The organism is Mesorhizobium sp. M0184 (assembly GCF_040322215.1).
Classification (GTDB): Bacteria; Pseudomonadota; Alphaproteobacteria; order Rhizobiales; family Rhizobiaceae; genus Mesorhizobium.
The window spans coordinates 87,803-102,777 of record NZ_JAMYSZ010000006.1; the positions used below are offsets into that span (position 1 = coordinate 87,803).

Genomic DNA, 14,975 nt, shown 5'->3' on the forward strand with positions numbered 1-14,975 from the left:
CTATCCGGGTGGCAGGACTCGCAGTGTCTGCTCGTCAAACAGCGGCTCATCCTGGCCGACGCGAACGAATAGAAGCTTTCGCAGTTCGGGTGATTGCACCTCGAAATACTGAATGCCGTCCGGGGCTTCGCCCCATTCGCCGCAAGGCGGTACGCCGACCTCGTCAGGGTTGGCGACGGTCTTCAATTCCTCACGATAGGCGGCATCGGGACTGAAAACATACCGGAGGATGCGCGCGGGCGTCGCCCCTTCGGTGTAAGGCATGAGCACGCAACGTGTGCTGATGGCTTTCTCGGTCTTCTCGGTAAAAATGCGCTGCAACGCAGCATCGGCGGCCTCGCCAGGCAGCATATCGAAGACTTCGACGACGGGATCGGCCGGCCCGCCGTCGCTGTATTTGATGGCAAGAGCATTGCCGCCAAGCTCGAAATGAATCCGGCGAAAACCGAAATCGCAACGCTGCACCCAGGCAGCCAGCCCGACATCCCTGTCCGCCAGCCGTTCCCAAGCGCATTTGTCGACAGGCGGACGCGACGGCTTCCTTTGGTCGGCACGAGCGCCGGTTGCCATGGCCATAAGGACCGGCAGGGCGAAGATGCAGGCCGGCAGTCTCTTGCTATTCATCGCTACAACCCGTCAAGCTAAAGGCGTCCCAGGCTGAACCGTCGGGATTGGCTTTGGCGAAATCGGGCCATTCGGTAAAAATCGCGCCGAAGTTAGGCAACAGCAACCCTGCCGGTGCCGGCGAGGCTTCGCGGGAACTCAACTGCTCGGCACCGCCTGCATTGAACGCATAGACCTGCCCATCCCACACTCTGCACAGCCCGGTGCCGTCCTCGAGACCAGCCTCACGATCGTCGTCGGTGCAGGTGTGCCGGATCGTGCCCACAGGAAACGAGTACTTGCCATTGGTCCAGGTAATGTCCGACGGCAGACGAACGTCGGTGTTGGGCACGATCAACGAAAAGACCTCGGTCGTCAGCGCGGCCGGCTCGTTGTTGGTTGGCCGGAACTGTATCGTCGCTCCCGAACGCGGCTCGCGATAGGTCGCATGGCTGAGCGAACATTCTGTTGCGTTCGCTGCTTGCAACAGGCTCAGCATGCTCAGAAAAATAGCTGCTGCTTTGCGGATGATCATTTAAGTCCCTTGGAGCAGCATCATTGTGAAGTTTGAGCACCGATGCTTTAGCACTGGCCCAAGGCCACGTCGAAAAGAAAGAATCGATGATGCGAAATCTCTTGATGCTCATTTCGATCCTAACATTTTCGTGCGGCAGCGCCTTTGCCACGGAACCCTATATGGGCACATGGTCCGGGGACAGATCGAACTGTACCGCCGTTGCGGATGTTCAACGCCAGACTGTCTACACATTGTACCGCGACGCGCTGTCGGTCCCTGCTCTCGGCTGCGAACACGCAACGTTTCTCAAGACGCCTACGGGCTGGGTGGCGCGGGCCAGCCAATGTTACGGATCCGACCCGTCGGCCGAAGAGCCGTTCTCCCGTGTCATCCATATTGTGGTCGACGGGGCGACGTTGAGACTGACATGGCCGGGCTTCGACAGCGGAGTTCTTGTCAGGTGCTGACGACAAGTGTCCTCTTCCTCTGGATCTACAGCGTCTAGGACGGCAGCTTCAGCATTAGATCACCCCGACAAGCAGCGCGGCTCCGCCTATCAAGCCAACGGCGCAGACCCACAGGAGCCAAAGCCCGCTCACCCTGCATTCGAGAACCGCTGCAACTGGGTTGTCGGGATCGTAGTGGACCTCAACCTTGTCGCCCTGGAGGTAGCGCTGTGATTGACCGCTGACGAGGCTCGGCAGCGAAGCCGTCACGTTTGCGCCGAAAGCGATGCGATCGGCGGCGTAGCGCTGGCCGGCGACGCTATAGCTGTAGACGATGCGGGATTTGAAGACTGTTCGCCAGGGCCGATAGCCGCCTCCGGACCTGTCGCGGGTCTCGAATTTCTGCAGGCCCGAAGCATCGATGCGTCCTGCCGTGATCGGCCATTTGGCCGCCTGTTCCGCAAGTGACTTCTGGGCAAAGCCCATGCGCAGGACAAACAATCCCATGAAAAGCAGCAGGGCCGCGGCGCCGAGGTTCTGCGGCCTGGGCAAAAACGGCCGGATCGCTTCGAGGACGCCGCCGACGGAGAAGACCAATACAAGCGCGCCGACCACCAGCCCGGCCGAAAGCTGGACCATGAACTTGAAGGAGCCGTCGGGCATGGTGCGTTCGATCACGGCCTTGGCTGGATCGGCCGGATTGTAGAAGACGGTTACGCCGGCCCCGTTTGGAAATTTCGCAAGGGTTTCCGCCACGGCAAAGTTTCCAAGGTTCTCCTGCACGCTGTAGTGCGAACTGCGAAATGTCTTGCCGTTCACCTTGTATTCGAAGGTGATTGCCGGGAAGTTGCGGATTTCGGTCGACCCTCTGCTGTCCGAACCGGATCCCGAACTGGTCACCTCGCGAGCCTCGACCCGCGACGAGATGATCTTTCCCGGCGTGGGAGACCAGCGGCTGACCGCCCTCACCTCCCACCACTTCAGCAACGTGACGAGGGAGAGCATGCCGGCAACCGCGCAGGCAAACCCGACCAACAGAAATTTGAGTTCCAACTCTCACCCCCTTGGCACTTTTGTGCCATGCCCCGCACAGGCATATCACGGTGATGAGGATAGTGCGCCTGTCCAGAAGCCTGGAAACCACACAATCTTGATGCGAAAAGGCCGGCGGATCGCTCCGCCGGCCTTTCTTGATCGGCATGAAATCGCGATCAGTTCTTGGCCTTGTCGACCAGCTTGTTCATGGAAATTCCCACGCGCCCGCAGGGCGAAGCCCGAGGACGGGTAACGAAACGAACGTGGATTTCCTTCAGTTCTTGGCCTTATCAACCAGCTTGTTCTTCGAGATCCACGGCATCATCGCGCGCAGCTTGGCGCCGACTTCCTCGATCTGGTGGCTGTCGTTGTTGCGGCGGATGCCCTTGAAGCGCGACATGCCGGCGCGGTATTCCTGCATCCATTCCGAGGTGAACTTGCCGGTCTGGATATCCTTCAGAACGCGCTTCATCTCGGCCTTGGTCTCGGCAGTGATGATGCGCGGGCCCGAGACATATTCGCCCCATTCGGCGGTGTTCGAGATCGAGTAGTTCATGTTGGCGATGCCGCCTTCGTAGATCAGGTCGACGATCAATTTGACCTCGTGCAGGCACTCGAAATAAGCCATTTCCGGCGCGTAGCCGGCTTCCACCAGTGTCTCGAAGCCGGCGCGGATCAATTCGACCAGGCCGCCGCACAGCACCACCTGCTCGCCGAACAGGTCGGTCTCGCACTCCTCGCGGAAATTGGTCTCGATAATGCCCGAGCGGCCGCCGCCAACGCCGCAGGCGTAGGAGAGCGCCAGGTCGAGCGCATTGCCCGAAGCGTCCTGGTTGACCGCGACCAGGCACGGCACGCCACCGCCCTTCTGGTATTCGCCGCGCACCGTATGGCCAGGCCCCTTCGGCGCGATCATCACGACGTCGACCGAAGCTTTGGGCTCGATCAGGCCAAAATGCACGTTGAGGCCGTGGGCAAAGGCGATTGCCGCGCCATCGCGGATGTTTGGCGCGATCTCGGATTTGTAGATGTCGGCCTGCAGCTCATCCGGCGTCGCCATCATCATCAGGTCGGCCCACTTGGCGGCATCGGCTACGCTCATCACCTTGAGCCCGTCGGCCTCGACCTTCTTGGCGGTCGCCGAGCCGGCCTTGAGGCCGATGGCGATGTCCTTGACGCCGGAATCCTTGAGGTTGAGCGCATGCGCCCTGCCCTGGCTGCCATAGCCGATGATGGCGACCTTCTTGCCCTTGATCAGGTTGAGATCGGCGTCGCGATCGTAATAGACACGCATTTTTCTTCCTTCCCGTTTTGAACCAGAGCATGATGCCGAAAAGTGTGAAGCGGTTTTCGGACGACATCATGCTCCATCTTTTAGTGTAGAGCCGGATTCAGATTTCAGGTCGATTTGACCTGAAATCATCCGGCTCTATGGGCCCTGCGGCCCGGTTTTTGCCCCGTAAAGAGCGAGAAACTGCTGCGTCGCCCGGACGGCATCGCCGCCGATCGCCGCATCAGTCGATTCCAGCCGGTCGCCAAGCAGCAGGCGGATCTGCACGTCACGGGCGACCAGCCCGAAAAAGGTGCGGAACGCCGTCTCCGCGTCCGAAAATTCAAGGAACCCGGCCTGTCTCCCGGCCTCCAGCACCGGCTTGAGGCGCTTGGCCAGCGCAAATCGACCGTTCTCCAGCACGATGGCGCCGAGATCGTCCTTCCCCGAACTAGCATGGCCGACCGCCACCCTGTTCAGCGCGATCGAGGTGTCGCTCGAAATTACCTTGAGCCAGTCCGAAGCGAAGCGTTCGAGGCTCGCCGTCAGCGAAGGGAGGTCGAGCCCCTTGCGGTCGACCGGCACTACCCGCACCTTGGACGCCTGCCATTGTACCGTTGCCGTCAACAGCCCGTCGCGATCGCCGAACCATTTGTAGAGCGTCTCCTTCGAGCAGCTCGCCCGCCGCGCCACGGCGGTCATGGTCAACTGATCGCCCTCTTCGACCAGCAGGCGAAGGGCGGCGTCGAGCACGTCCTTCTGCCGCTCCGTCAGCGCCTCGCTGGTGTCGATGTCGGTCACAGCGTGCAACACAGTTTTTCCTCAGGAGGCAAACTCACCCGCAGTTCAGATACGAGCTCGATGGCGTACCGTACGTTACGGTTCGGTTTTATGGCGTATTGCCCGACCCGACGCAAGCCTTTATTTCTGTTTGCTCCATGCGGGGCATCACGGGAGACACGGATCATGCTCGCCGGATTGCTTGCCTTGACCGTTGCCGCCGTGTTCGCTGGCGCGGCTATCTACGTCAGCGTCGCCGAGCAGCCGGCGCGGCTTCGCCTCGATGACAAGGCATTGCTGCAGGAATGGCAGCCTTCCTACAAGCGCGGCGCCGCCATGCAGGCCTCGATCGCCGTCATCGCCTGTATTCTGGGCGTCGTCGCCTGGTGGCTGACCGGCAATCTCGCTTATCTGGTCGGCGCCTTGCTGATCATCCTGCCTTGGCCATGGACGCTGCTGGTGATGATGCCGGCAAATAGGTTGCTGGAGGCGATGGACGCGAACTCCGTCAATCCTGAAGCTCGGACATTGATCGTCAAATGGGGCAATCTGCATATGGTCCGCATCGGGCTTGGCGTTCTGGCGACATTGGCATTCCTCTTGGGCAGTGCCTGACCTCGCCAATCGGTCGCCATCTTCGTCATGAAGGCGTGTCACTCCAGGGCGGGCGGATCTCGCAGGCGCCCAAGCAGAGCTGACAGCGCGTCGAGCTCATCATTGGAAAGCCGGGAGCCGACCAACTCCGCGATCGACCGGCCGTAGACAGCCCACATGCGGCGGCGCGTCTCGCGTCCCTTGTCTGTGACGCGGACTGTTTGCCCGCGGCCGTCATCGGCAACTGGAAGCTTCTCGACCTGCCCGTCGGCTTCGAGCCGCGCCAGCAGCCGGGAGATGTTGTACTGCGCAAACAGAGTGCGCTCGGTGAGTTGGAACGGCCGCAATCCGCCCTCGCCCGCCTCGGCAAGCTCGTGCAGGACGTCGTACCAGGCAAGCGGCGGCAGGCCACTGTCCTTCAGCGCGTCCTCGGCTCGTTCCAACAACTGGCGCGAAACCCGCATCAGGCGGGCCCAGGCCTTGATGGCTGGAGGTGAAGGAATCCCGGTCATGATTGCATCGTAGGCGATAGATGCAATTGCATCAAGCTTGACGATCGATGCAAATGCATCTATATAGATGCAATCGCATCAATCATGAGAGGCAATTCCGATGAAGCATGAAATCTGCAAGATCGCCGACATTCCGGAAACAGGCAGCCTGATCGCTCCGTTCTTCGGCCGCGAGGTCCATGTCTACCGCAGCGGCGAGCGTATCCGCGCCGCCGCCAACGTCTGCCTGCATTTCGGTGCCCGCTCGGCTGCAAGGACGGCAAGCTCGTCTGCCAGTGGCACGGCGCCTCGTTCGACATGGCCAACGGTGATTGCCTCGAAGGCCCGGCGCCGAAGGGCTCCCGCCTGATGTTCCTCTCCACCCGCGTCGAGGACGGCGCATTGAACTATGTCTGGGGAGAGTGAGATGATCGACAAGCTCATCCTCGTCAGCCACCATCTTTGCCCCTATGTGCAGCGCGCGGCGATTTCACTTCGCGAAAAGGACGTGCCCTTCGAGCGCATCACGGTCGATCTCGCCAACAAGCCTGCCTGGTTCAAGGCGATATCACCGCTCGGCAAGGTGCCACTGCTCCGCGTTGAGCATGACGGCCAGGAAACGGTGATCTTCGAATCGCTCGTCATCCTCGAATTCCTCGAGGAAACCCAGCCCAATCCGCTGCATCCCACCGACCCCTATGCCCGTGCCCGGCATCGCGCCTGGATCGAGTTCGGCTCGGCAATCCTCAATGCCATCGGCCGCTTCTATTCAGCACTCACCGAAGCCGCCTTCATCGCCGAACGCGGGGCTCTGGCAGCAATGTTCGATCGCCTGGAAGTGGAACTGGCGAACGGCGCGGCTGGGCCACGGTTCGACGGCGAGCGCTTTTCACTGCTCGACACGGTCTACGGGCCGATTTTCCGTTATTTCGAGGTCTTTGACCGGATCGGCGATTTCGGCATCCTGGACGGAAAACCGCATATCCAGGCCTGGCGCAAGGCATTGCACGAACGCCCATCCGTAAAGGACGCGGTCGCTCCCGATCATGCGCAACGCCTCCATGCATTCTTGCAGGCTAAGGGTTCGCACCTTTCGGAAATCATCCGCCAAAACGATCCGACCACAGCGCTTCCGCAAGCCCGATCGGCTTGAATGGATTGAGCACCGTTCCTGTAACCATGGAAGCAAGAAACTCCGGCGCCGGCGGGACTTTTGCCAGCGTCGCCACCAGCCTGTCGCGGACGAACGGCATCACAATCGAATCCGATTGATAAAACGGCGTCAGCACCAGCGACAGCGCCTGGAAGACCCGCACATGCCATCGCCGCGCCCGGACATAGGCCCCCAGCGCAGTATCGATACGGTCCGTTCCTATGAGCGCGTAGTTGAGCGCGGCTGCATCGAGCAGCGCCATGTTCGCGCCCTGCCCGAGTTGCGGGCTTGTCGAATGGGCCGCGTCGCCGATAACGGCCAATCGCCGTCCGGCTGGCGTCTTCATCGTGTGATGGCCATAGCGCGCCAGCGAGAGCTGCTCGAAACTGTCGATCTGGTCGATGAAGGCCGCGCATTCAGGCCACAGCGCGGCCAATCTCGCCTTCCATGCATCGAGACCTGCCGCCCATACGCACTCGGCATCCGCCTGCTTCAGGCTCCAGAAGAATGCCGCCATCTTCCCGGCACCGGGCTCAGGCCGGCCGATCGGCAGCACGCCGATCATCACGCTCGCTTTATCGTAGCGCTGCAGCAGGGCGTGCTCGTCGAAACCTTCGCCGCGCCAGCCAAGCGATGCCCAGAACGCGCCATAGGCGAGCGGTCGCGGTTCGCCCGGATTGTTCACGCACTGCCGCAATTTGGAGCGCGAACCGCTGGCATCCACTACCAGGTCGAACGGTCCTATCCTTCGCCCGTTGCCGCAGACCAATGTTGCCCGTTCGCCGGTTTCCAGCGTCTCGAGCTCGATACCTGTCTCGATGGTGATCGCTTGGCGCCGGACGGCGCGGAAAAGCACGCCGAACAGAGCCGCCCGGTGAACCGCCAGCCCGAAACGACTGCCGCGCCGGGCATCATAGCGGACGTTGAGCACTGTGCGGCCGGTTCTGGCGTCCGCACCATGCAGGCGGTCTATGCGGCTGCCCAGCGCCAGAATGTCGTCGAGCAGGCCGAGATCGGCAAGCACCGTCAGCCCGGTCGGCTGCAGGATCAGCCCGGACCCGACCGGCTTTGGCTGGTCGAAGCGCTCGAAGATGGTGACCCTATGTCCGGCGCGCTCGAGATAGAGCGCGGCGGCAAGTCCGGCCGGCCCGGCGCCGGCAATCGCGATGTCCAGAGAATTGCCCATTTGCCCGACCCAACCCAGGCCGGACAATCCTTCAGTGCTGTCGCTAAATCAAGCCGCTGTCTCGGCCTTGAGGCTCAGCCCTCGGCAGCATCGAAAATCTTCCGCGCCTCGCGTACAGCGCCGTGATTGAGCTCGGCCCATTGGATCAGCTGATGCAAGGGTCCAAACATCGAGCGCCCGAGATCGGTGAGGCTGTATTCGACGCTCGGCGGTTTGGTCGGAAACACCTGGCGATGCACATAGCCGTCGCGCTGCAGATCGTGCAGCGTCTGGGTGAGCATGCGCTGTGAAATATCGGGCACCAGCCGCCGCAATTCGCCGAACCGGTACGGCTTCTCGGCCAAGGCCTCCATCAGCAGTGAACTCCATTTATTGCTTATGCCCTGGATCACGTCGCGAACCGGGCAATCCGCAAGGTTTCCGCCACCGCTGCCTGCTTTGTATATCTCGAGCTTCGATCTCAGATTGACGATCTTGCCGTCCATGGCTGGTTCCCTGGGTGTGCCTACCTCCCGCAAAACTGCCTTCTTTACGAGGATGGGTCAATTCCTATTTTAGTGCTGGTCTCTTTTTGAGACTAACATATGCACCCGCCGCTCCGGCGCAACGTCAGGACATCTCATGACCGACACCCTTCTCGTCACCGGCGCCTCCGGCCAGCTTGGCCGCGGCGTCATCAATCATCTGCTTGACACGCTCAAGGTCTCCCCTCAGCGCATCATCGCCGCCACCCGTAATCCGGAAAATCTGGCCGATCTGGCAGCCCGAGGCGTCACCATCCGGGCAGTCGACTTCGACGACACCGCGTCGTTGGCCAGTGCATTTATCGGCGCGGACAGGGTTCTGATCATTTCGACAAACGAGCTCGCCATTCCGGGCAAGCGCCTGAAGCAACATGAGACCGCGGTCGCCGCCGCAAGAAGCGCCGGCGTTTCGCATCTGCTCTACACGTCGATGCCCAATCCGGAGCCAGGATCGCCGGTACTGTTTGCGCCCGATCACCACGGCACCGAGCAGGCGATCAAGGCGAGCGGTATCCCCTACACCATCTTCCGCAACGGCTGGTATCAGGAGAACCTGTTCATGGCGCTGCCGCACGCCATCGCCTCGGGGCACTGGTACACATCCGCTGGAGACGGCCGCATTGCCCATGGCGCGCGCGACGATATGGCAGCCGCGATCGCCGCCGGCCTTGCTTCGAGCGCAACCGAAAGCACGACATACACGCTGACCGGCCCCAAGGCCCACACGATGGCCGAGATTGCAGCCCTCGTCACCGAGGTCACCGGCAAGCCGATCGAAGTTATCCAGCTTTCGGATGAAGCGCTGACCGAGGGATTGAAGGCAGCCGGTGTTCCCGAAGCGTTTGCGCCCGTCATCGTTTCCTTCGACACCAACACCCGCTCCGGCCGGATCGGCATGGTCACCGACGCGGTCAAGACGCTGTCCGGCAGGAAGCCGCAGCCGCTGAAGCAATTTCTTGAAGCAAACAAGGCGGCTCTGGTGAGCTGAGCCTCACAATGGCCGTGCCCTCAAAGGGCACGGCCATTTGTTCAGATAGCCACCTGCGTCCCGATCTCGACCACCCGTCCGGTCGGGATCTGGAAATATTCCGTCGCATCGGCCGCCGTGCGCGCCAGCCCGATGAACAGCTTGTCCTGCCAGACCGGCATGCCGGAATTGGGCGAGGCCTTGAGAGAGCGCCGCGACAGGAAGAAGGACGTCGTCATGATGTCGAACTTCCAGCCCTGTTTGCGGCAGATCGCCAGCGCACGCGGGATGTTGGGCTGCTCCATGTAGCCGAAGGTCAGCGTCACCCGCATGAACAGCTCGTTGACCGTTTCCATCTTGACGCGCTCGCTGTCGGGCACAACCGGCTGCGGTGCCGTCACCACCGAAAGGATGACGTTCTGCTCGTGCAGCACCTTGTAGTGCTTGAGGCTGTGCATCAGCGCCGTCGGCGCGCTCAGCGGATCGCTGGTCAGGAACACCGCGGTGCCCGACACCAGATGCGGCTTCTTCTTCAGCAGATTGCCGGCAAGGAAATCGAGCGGGATCTCGTTCCGGCGCGTCTTGTCGAACAAATAGCGGCTGCCGCGGATCCAAGTCCACATAGTCATCACGATAACTGCGGCGATGGCAAGCGATGCCCAGCCACCTTCAAACACCTTGACTATGTTGGCGGCAAAGAAGCCGGTATCGACGAAGGCGAACACGGCCATCAAGGCGATCGCGACGCCGAGCGGCCATTTCCAGATGCGCGTCATCACAACAAAAAGCAGCACATTCGTCACCAGCATGTTGCCGGTCACCGAAATACCGTAGGCCGAGGCCAGGCGGCTGGATTCGCCGAAGCCGACCACCAGCAACATCACCACCAGCGCCAGCATCAGGTTGATGCGCGGCAGATAGATCTGGCCCGACTGTTTTTCCGACGTATGCTGGATAACGAAACGCGGCAGCATATTGAGCTGCACCGCCTGTCTGGTCAGCGAAAAAGCGCCGGAGATCACCGCCTGGCTGGCGATGACGGTCGCCGCCGTCGCCAGCACGACCATCGGAATAAGCGTCCAGCCCTGGTTCATCTCGAAGAATGGATGACCGACAACGCCGCCATTTGCCAGCACGAAGGCGCCTTGCCCGACATAGTTGAGCAACAGACAAGGGAACACGATTGCCAGCCAGGCGAGTACGATCGGCTTGCGGCCGAAATGGCCGAGGTCGGCATAGAGCGCCTCGGCGCCGGTGACGGCGAGGAAGACCGCACCAACCGTGACGAAGGCGACATCGGGCGAGTTGACCAGGAACGACACGATGTAATGCGGGCTGATCGCCAGCAGGATTTCCGGATCGGCGATGATGTGGTTAATGCCGGAAAGGCCGATGGCCAGGAACCACAGCGCCGTGACTGGCCCGAACACCAAACCTACGCCGCCGGTGCCGAAACGCTGTACCGCAAACAGGATCGCCAGGATGACCAGTGTCAGCGGCACCACATAGGGCTGGAATGTCGGCGTGACGACATTCATACCTTCGACCGCCGATAGCACCGAGATCGCCGGCGTAATGACTGCGTCGCCGAAAAAAAGCGCCGCGCCGACGATGCCGATGCCGAGGATCACCGCCGAGCGCGTCGGGAAACTGTTGCGCGCCAGCGCCATCAGCGACAGCACCCCGCCCTCGCCTCGATTGTCGGCGCGGAGCACGAACATGATGTATTTGATGGTGACGGTGATCGTCAGCGACCAGATGATCAGCGATAACACGCCGAGGATGTCGCCACGGTTGGCGACGTTGCCGCCGGCCGATGCATGTAACGCCTCGCGAAATGCATAGATCGGGCTGGTACCGATATCGCCGTAAACCACGCCGAGCGCGCCCAGCATCAGCACCTTGGTGCTGTGCTGCTCGACCTCAGAATGGCTGGATTGTTCGACAGGTTCTGCCTCGTTACCAGCATTGGTAAGGGCCATGGACGACACTCCGGTAAGCGGGCGGTGCTCTACGCTTGCTGCGCTGCAATATCAAGTGCCGTCACGTAATGGCTCCGTCCCGATATTGCGAGTCCTCCACGACTTGGCAGACTCAGTCCGATCGGCAGACCACCTGGAATGTCGCAACGGACACGTTTTTAAATAGCCACCTGCGTCCCGATCTCGACCACCCGTCCGGTCGGGATCTGGAAATATTCCGTTGCATCGGCCGCCGTGCGCGCCAGCCCGATGAACAGCTTGTCCTGCCAGACCGGCATGCCGGAATTGGGCGAGGCCTTGAGAGAGCGCCGCGACAGGAAGAAGGACGTCGTCATGATGTCGAACTTCCAGCCCTGTTTGCGGCAGATCGCCAGCGCACGCGGGATGTTGGGCTGCTCCATATAGCCGAAGGTCAGCGTCACCCGCATGAACAGCTCGTTGACCATTTCCATCTTGACGCGCTCGCTGTCGGGCACAACCGGCTGCGGTGCCGTCACCACCGATAGGATGACGTTCTGCTCGTGCAGCACCTTGTAGTGCTTCAGGCTGTGCATCAGCGCGGTCGGCGCGCTCAGCGGATCGCTGGTCAGGAACACCGCGGTGCCCGACACCAGATGCGGCTTCTTCTTCAGCAGATTGCCGGCGAGGAAATCCAGCGGGATCTCGTTCCGGCGCGTCTTGTCGAACAAATAGCGGGTGCCGCGTATCCATGTGGACATGATCAGCCCCATGCCGCAGGCGACCGTGATCGACACCCACCCGCCTTCGAGGATCTTGACGACGTTTGCGAGGAAAAATCCAGTATCGATCGTGCCGAACAGCAGTGTGAGCGCGGCTGCCAGTGCAAGCTGCCATTTCCACCGGAACCGCATCACCACGAACAGCAGGATGGTTGTCATCAGCATTTCGCCAGTCACCGAAATGCCATATGCGGAAGCCAGCGAACTCGAGCTGCCAAAGCCGACCACCAGCAACATCACGCCCAGCGCGACCACCAGATTGACCCGCGGCATGTAGATCTGGCCGGACTGCATCTCGGAAGTATGCTGCACCTCGATACGTGGCAGCAGATTGAGCTGCACCGCCTGCCGCGTCAGCGAGAAAGCGCCGGAGATCACCGCCTGACTGGCGATCACCGTCGCTGCCGTGGCCAGCCCAACCATGGGCATTAGCGCCCAATCCGGCAGCATCTGGAAGAATGGATTGGTGGGTTTGCCGCCGTTGGCCAGAACGAACGCGCCTTGTCCGAAATAGTTGAGGAGCAGACAAGGGAACACCACGGAGAACCACGCCAGCACGATCGGCCTGCGGCCGAAATGGCCGAGATCGACATAAAGGGCTTCGGCCCCGGTAACCGCCAGGAACACCGCCCCGACCGTGACGAAGGCGCCGGTGGGCGTATTGGCCAGATAAGCGACCGCGTAATAGGGATTGATCGCCAGCAGGACCGACGGGTCGTCCAGCAGATGGTAGACCCCGGCGGCGCCGATCGCCAGGAACCACGCTGCCGTCACCGGTCCGAACACCGCCGCCACCCTGCCGGTGCCAAAGCGTTGCACGGCAAAAAGCATTGCCAGGATGATCAGCGTGATCGGAACAACATAAGTTTCCAGCGTCGGGGTCACCACTTCCAGGCCCTCGACCGCCGAAAGCACGGAGATGGCCGGCGTTATGATGGCGTCGCCGAAAAACAGCGCCGCGCCGCAAAGTCCGATCCCCAGAATGAACCGGGCTCCCTTTGGATAAGCGTTGCGCGCAAGCGCCATCAGCGACAGCGTGCCGCCCTCACCCTTGTTGTCGGCTCTGAGCACGAAAGCGACGTACTTTATCGTGACGATGATCGTCAGCGCCCAGACGATAAGCGACAGCACGCCAAGGACGTCGTTGCGCGCTACCGGTCCCGACGATGCGTGCAGCGCTTCCCGAAACGCGTAGATTGGGCTCGTGCCGATATCGCCGTAAACCACGCCCAACGCGCCCAGCATCAAAACTCTGGTGCTGTGCTGCTCGGCCTTGGAGTGGCTGGATTGTTCGATGGGTTCTGCCTCGCTACCAGCGTGGGCAAGGGCCATGGACGACACTCCCATAGACGTGCGGTGCTCTATGCTGCGGGGATGGAAAGGACGCGCTGCCGTGCCGGGAACGCACGGCCTATGGGCTCGCCTCTCTCTACCAGCCACAAGCCTTCAGAAACCGCCTGACCGTTGCGGCCATGCCATACTCCAACGCATCGGCTGTCAACCCATGTCCGATCGACACTTCGGCCAATGCCGGGATACTCTTGGCCAGTGCCGGCAAATTGCTCACCACAAGGTCGTGCCCGGCGTTGACCTGGAGCCCTGCAGCCAGTGCGGCATCCGCCGTTTTTCCCAATTTCTCCAATTCCTTCGCCGCTTTTGCCGAATCGGAATGATAGCTGCCATATGGACCCGTATAGAGTTCGATCCGGTCGGCGCCGGTGTCGCGAGCGGCTTTCACGCCAGCGGGATCCGGATCGGAAAACAGCGATACGCGAAAGCCTCCCTTCTTCAGGCGCTTGACAACCGGTGTCAGGAACGCAGCCTCGGCGGCGAAGTTCCAGCCATGGTCGGAAGTCGCCTGCGCCGGGTCGTCGGGCACCAGCGTCACCTGCTCGGGCTGATGCTTTTCCACAAGCGCCAGGAACTCCTCGGTCGGATAGCCCTCGATGTTGAATTCCGCATTCGGGAACTCGTCGTCGATCAGCGCCCTGATCTCAGGCAGATCGGAATGCCTGGTGTGCCGCTCGTCGGGTCGCGGGTGCACCGTCAGCCCATGCGCGCCGGCAGCAAGCGCGATGCGTCCAAGCCCGGTCACGCTTGGCCACGGCAGGTCGCGTCGGTTGCGCAGCATGGCGATGGCATTAAGGTTGACGGAAAGCTTTGCAGGCATTTGCACGGCTCCAGGCTGATCTTGCGCATCTATACCGCCTTTAACGGGAACAGACAGAGGGTTTCAGGTGTTCCAAGGTGTGCGAAGAAAATCGAGCGCAAGGAGTTCCCTGTTGAATTTTCTCGAGGCCGTGCCGGCGGTTCGCCGCATCGACACCGATCGCGAAGATCTTTTCGCCATCGATGTCGTCGGCCATGTCGCAGCGGCTGACGCCGAAAACCTGTTCGGATTGCTGGAGGCGGCCTATGCGCTGCATCCGAAGATCGACGTGCTGGTGCGCCTGATCGACCATGAGGGTGTCGACTGGGCCGACGTATCGGACGAGACGATCGAACAGGGCATAGCTCATGCCGTGGAGCATATCGGCCGCTGCGCGGCGATCGGTGAGCCGAACTGGATACCGGAGGCAAGAGCCTTTTTGCCTGCCTCTTTGCCTATCGAACTCCGGCATTTCGAGGCCAAGGACGAAGCCGCCGCCTGGGAATGGCTTGACGCCAGACCGATCGCCCAGCGCTGA

At 61.4% G+C, this 14,975-nt stretch carries 16 protein-coding genes; 5 read left to right on the forward strand and 11 right to left on the reverse strand.

What is annotated here, in order from left to right:
• From NKJ23_RS10060 to NKJ23_RS10080, 5 genes are all read right to left on the reverse strand, one after another.
• Window positions 1-624 (reverse strand): hypothetical protein, encoded by a 624-nt coding sequence (locus tag NKJ23_RS10060; RefSeq protein WP_352680202.1) that lies wholly within the window; start codon window positions 622-624, stop codon window positions 1-3.
• Window positions 617-1,138: a hypothetical protein gene (locus NKJ23_RS10065; RefSeq protein ID WP_352680203.1), complete on the reverse strand. Its 522-nt coding sequence runs from the start codon at window positions 1,136-1,138 to the stop codon at window positions 617-619. The genes NKJ23_RS10060 and NKJ23_RS10065 overlap by 8 nt, the downstream gene beginning before the upstream one ends.
• Window positions 1,139-1,641: 503 nt before the next feature.
• Window positions 1,642-2,619, reverse strand: coding sequence for a DUF3592 domain-containing protein (locus tag NKJ23_RS10070; RefSeq protein ID WP_352680204.1), 978 nt, complete (start codon window positions 2,617-2,619; stop codon window positions 1,642-1,644).
• 256 nt (window positions 2,620-2,875) lie between these two features.
• Window positions 2,876-3,895 carry a ketol-acid reductoisomerase gene (ilvC, locus tag NKJ23_RS10075; protein WP_023676662.1) on the reverse strand — a complete coding sequence of 340 codons (1,020 nt, stop codon included), beginning with the start codon at window positions 3,893-3,895 and terminating at the stop codon, window positions 2,876-2,878.
• A 135-nt stretch (window positions 3,896-4,030) separates the two neighbouring features.
• On the reverse strand, window positions 4,031-4,684 hold the full coding sequence (locus NKJ23_RS10080; RefSeq protein WP_352680205.1) for a TetR/AcrR family transcriptional regulator: 654 nt from the start codon (window positions 4,682-4,684) through the stop codon (window positions 4,031-4,033).
• Between the two features lie 153 nt (window positions 4,685-4,837).
• Here NKJ23_RS10080 and NKJ23_RS10085 point away from each other — a divergent pair, with 153 nt between their 5' ends.
• Window positions 4,838-5,266, forward strand: coding sequence for an anthrone oxygenase family protein (locus tag NKJ23_RS10085; protein ID WP_352680206.1), 429 nt, complete (start codon window positions 4,838-4,840; stop codon window positions 5,264-5,266).
• A gap of 38 nt (window positions 5,267-5,304) precedes the next feature.
• On the opposite strand, the gene NKJ23_RS10090 is transcribed toward NKJ23_RS10085, so the two are convergent.
• Window positions 5,305-5,757, reverse strand: coding sequence for a MarR family winged helix-turn-helix transcriptional regulator (locus NKJ23_RS10090; protein WP_023676665.1), 453 nt, complete (start codon window positions 5,755-5,757; stop codon window positions 5,305-5,307).
• Between the two features lie 222 nt (window positions 5,758-5,979).
• Here NKJ23_RS10090 and NKJ23_RS10095 point away from each other — a divergent pair, with 222 nt between their 5' ends.
• Window positions 5,980-6,162: a Rieske (2Fe-2S) protein gene (locus NKJ23_RS10095; RefSeq protein ID WP_352680287.1), complete on the forward strand. Its 183-nt coding sequence runs from the start codon at window positions 5,980-5,982 to the stop codon at window positions 6,160-6,162.
• Window position 6,163: 1 nt separating this feature from the next.
• Window positions 6,164-6,889 carry a glutathione S-transferase family protein gene (locus tag NKJ23_RS10100; RefSeq protein WP_352680207.1) on the forward strand — a complete coding sequence of 242 codons (726 nt, stop codon included), beginning with the start codon at window positions 6,164-6,166 and terminating at the stop codon, window positions 6,887-6,889.
• On the opposite strand, the gene NKJ23_RS10105 is transcribed toward NKJ23_RS10100, so the two are convergent.
• Both NKJ23_RS10105 and NKJ23_RS10110 read right to left on the reverse strand, forming a co-directional pair.
• Complete coding sequence (locus NKJ23_RS10105) at window positions 6,837-8,075, reverse strand: FAD-dependent oxidoreductase (protein WP_352680208.1); 1,239 nt, start codon at window positions 8,073-8,075, stop codon at window positions 6,837-6,839. The two genes, NKJ23_RS10100 and NKJ23_RS10105, sit on opposite strands and share 53 nt — an antisense overlap.
• A gap of 74 nt (window positions 8,076-8,149) precedes the next feature.
• On the reverse strand, window positions 8,150-8,560 hold the full coding sequence (locus tag NKJ23_RS10110) for a winged helix-turn-helix transcriptional regulator (protein WP_352450047.1): 411 nt from the start codon (window positions 8,558-8,560) through the stop codon (window positions 8,150-8,152).
• 136 nt (window positions 8,561-8,696) lie between these two features.
• Between NKJ23_RS10110 and NKJ23_RS10115 the strand changes: the two genes are divergently transcribed.
• Window positions 8,697-9,587: an SDR family oxidoreductase gene (locus NKJ23_RS10115; protein WP_352680209.1), complete on the forward strand. Its 891-nt coding sequence runs from the start codon at window positions 8,697-8,699 to the stop codon at window positions 9,585-9,587.
• A gap of 41 nt (window positions 9,588-9,628) precedes the next feature.
• Here the strand turns inward: NKJ23_RS10115 and NKJ23_RS10120 are convergent, their stop codons facing one another.
• From NKJ23_RS10120 to NKJ23_RS10130, 3 genes are all read right to left on the reverse strand, one after another.
• Window positions 9,629-11,548, reverse strand: a complete 1,920-nt coding sequence (locus tag NKJ23_RS10120; protein ID WP_352680210.1) for a potassium transporter Kup — start codon at window positions 11,546-11,548, stop codon at window positions 9,629-9,631.
• A gap of 158 nt (window positions 11,549-11,706) precedes the next feature.
• Complete coding sequence (locus NKJ23_RS10125; RefSeq protein ID WP_352680211.1) at window positions 11,707-13,620, reverse strand: potassium transporter Kup; 1,914 nt, start codon at window positions 13,618-13,620, stop codon at window positions 11,707-11,709.
• Between the two features lie 97 nt (window positions 13,621-13,717).
• On the reverse strand, window positions 13,718-14,458 hold the full coding sequence (locus tag NKJ23_RS10130) for a pyridoxine 5'-phosphate synthase (protein WP_352680212.1): 741 nt from the start codon (window positions 14,456-14,458) through the stop codon (window positions 13,718-13,720).
• A 112-nt stretch (window positions 14,459-14,570) separates the two neighbouring features.
• Here NKJ23_RS10130 and NKJ23_RS10135 point away from each other — a divergent pair, with 112 nt between their 5' ends.
• Window positions 14,571-14,975 (forward strand): SpoIIAA family protein, encoded by a 405-nt coding sequence (locus NKJ23_RS10135; protein ID WP_352450052.1) that lies wholly within the window; start codon window positions 14,571-14,573, stop codon window positions 14,973-14,975.

Excerpts from the sequence above, each read along its gene's own strand:
- NKJ23_RS10115 (WP_352680209.1), top strand. The coding sequence starts at position 8,697 with ATGACCGACACCCTTCTCGTCACCGGCGCCTCCGGCCAGCTTGGCCGC.
- NKJ23_RS10100 (WP_352680207.1), top strand. The coding sequence starts at position 6,164 with ATGATCGACAAGCTCATCCTCGTCAGCCACCATCTTTGCCCCTATGTG.
- NKJ23_RS10110 (WP_352450047.1), bottom strand. The coding sequence starts at position 8,560 with ATGGACGGCAAGATCGTCAATCTGAGATCGAAGCTCGAGATATACAAA.
- NKJ23_RS10105 (WP_352680208.1), bottom strand. The coding sequence starts at position 8,075 with ATGGGCAATTCTCTGGACATCGCGATTGCCGGCGCCGGGCCGGCCGGA.
- NKJ23_RS10060 (WP_352680202.1), bottom strand. The coding sequence starts at position 624 with ATGAATAGCAAGAGACTGCCGGCCTGCATCTTCGCCCTGCCGGTCCTT.
- NKJ23_RS10085 (WP_352680206.1), top strand. The coding sequence starts at position 4,838 with ATGCTCGCCGGATTGCTTGCCTTGACCGTTGCCGCCGTGTTCGCTGGC.
- NKJ23_RS10090 (WP_023676665.1), bottom strand. The coding sequence starts at position 5,757 with ATGACCGGGATTCCTTCACCTCCAGCCATCAAGGCCTGGGCCCGCCTG.
- ilvC (WP_023676662.1), bottom strand. The coding sequence starts at position 3,895 with ATGCGTGTCTATTACGATCGCGACGCCGATCTCAACCTGATCAAGGGC.
- NKJ23_RS10125 (WP_352680211.1), bottom strand. The coding sequence starts at position 13,620 with ATGGCCCTTGCCCACGCTGGTAGCGAGGCAGAACCCATCGAACAATCC.
- NKJ23_RS10130 (WP_352680212.1), bottom strand. The coding sequence starts at position 14,458 with ATGCCTGCAAAGCTTTCCGTCAACCTTAATGCCATCGCCATGCTGCGC.
- NKJ23_RS10065 (WP_352680203.1), bottom strand. The coding sequence starts at position 1,138 with ATGATCATCCGCAAAGCAGCAGCTATTTTTCTGAGCATGCTGAGCCTG.
- NKJ23_RS10120 (WP_352680210.1), bottom strand. The coding sequence starts at position 11,548 with ATGGCCCTTACCAATGCTGGTAACGAGGCAGAACCTGTCGAACAATCC.